The 1,372-nt window shown below is 65.6% G+C and carries 1 protein-coding gene; it reads left to right on the top strand.

From position 1 onward, the window contains the following. The coding region (locus AC097L_RS24490) for a methyl-accepting chemotaxis protein (RefSeq protein WP_479589322.1) at window positions 1-1,296 on the top strand (1,296 nt) is incomplete at its 5' end. Between the last annotated feature and the right edge of the window lie 76 nt (window positions 1,297-1,372).

Raw genomic sequence — 1,372 nt, 5'->3', positions numbered from 1 at the left:
AGCGGCAGCGAATACTTCTGGGTCAACGACCTGCAGCCGGTGATGGTGATGCACCCCATCAAGCCCGAGCTGGACGGCAAGAACCTCAGCGAGAACAAGGACCCCACCGGCAAGCACCTGTTTGTGGAATTTGCCAACACCGTGCGGGCCCGCGGCGGCGGTTTTGTCAACTACATGTGGCCCAAGCCCGGCAGCGAAAACCCGGTGCAGAAAGCGTCTTACGTCAAAGGCTTTGCGCCCTGGGGCTGGGTGATTGGCTCGGGCGTGTACGTGGACACGGTGGACGCCACCATCCAGGGCCGCATCCTCAGCTTTGGCCTGGCCACGCTGGTGCTGGTGGGCGTGCTGCTGGCCCTGGGCGTGCTGATTGCGCGCGGCCTGCTGCGCCAGCTGGGCGGTGAGCCCGATTACGCCGCCACCATCACCGGCCACATGGCGCGCGGCGACCTGTCGGTGCCGATTGCTTTGCGCCCCGGCGACACCCGCAGCCTGCTGCACGCCATCGACGGCATGCGCAACAGCATTGCCAACATCGTGGGCGAGGTGCGCAGCGGCACCGACAGCATTGCCGCTGCGTCCAGCCAGATCGCCGCGGGCAACAACGACCTGAGCATGCGCACCGAGCAGCAGGCCAGCGAGCTGGAGAAAACCGCCTCGTCGATGGAGCACCTGACCCACACCGTGAAGCAAAACGCCGACAACGCCCGCCACGCCAGCCAGTTGGCCGCGGCCGCCAGCACCGTGGCCATCAAGGGCGGCACCGTGGTGGCGCAGATTGTGGGCACCATGGGCACGGTCAACGCCAGCTCCAACAAGATCGTGGACATCATCGGCGTGATCGACGGCATCGCGTTTCAGACCAATATCCTGGCGCTGAACGCTGCCGTGGAAGCCGCCCGTGCCGGGGAGCAGGGCCGGGGCTTTGCGGTGGTGGCCAGCGAAGTACGCAGCTTGGCCCAGCGCAGCGCGGCAGCGGCCAAAGAGATCAAGACCTTGATCAACGAGTCGGTCAGCAATGTGGAACACAGCACCCGGCTGGTCAACGACGCAGGCACCACCATGACCGAGGTGGTGCAAAGCGTGAAGCGGGTAACCGACATCATCAACGAGATCGCCGTGGCCAGCCAGGACCAGTCGCAAGGCATCGACCAGATCAACGGTGCCATCACCGCCATGGACGGCGTGACGCAGCAAAACGCTGCGCTGGTGGAAGAAGCCGCGTCGGCCGCCGAATCCATGCGCAGCCAGGCCGAGCGCTTGTCGGAGCAGGTCAGCGTGTTCAAGCTGGGGAGCTAACGCCCCCCCAAACAGCCTACTTCTTCAGCCGGAACACCCGCACGCTCTCCGACACCGCCTCCGACTGCCCGTGCAG

The sequence above is a fragment of the Rhodoferax sp. RT5P35 genome, assembly GCF_056521385.1.
This window is presented reverse-complemented; position numbering and strand designations above follow the sequence as displayed.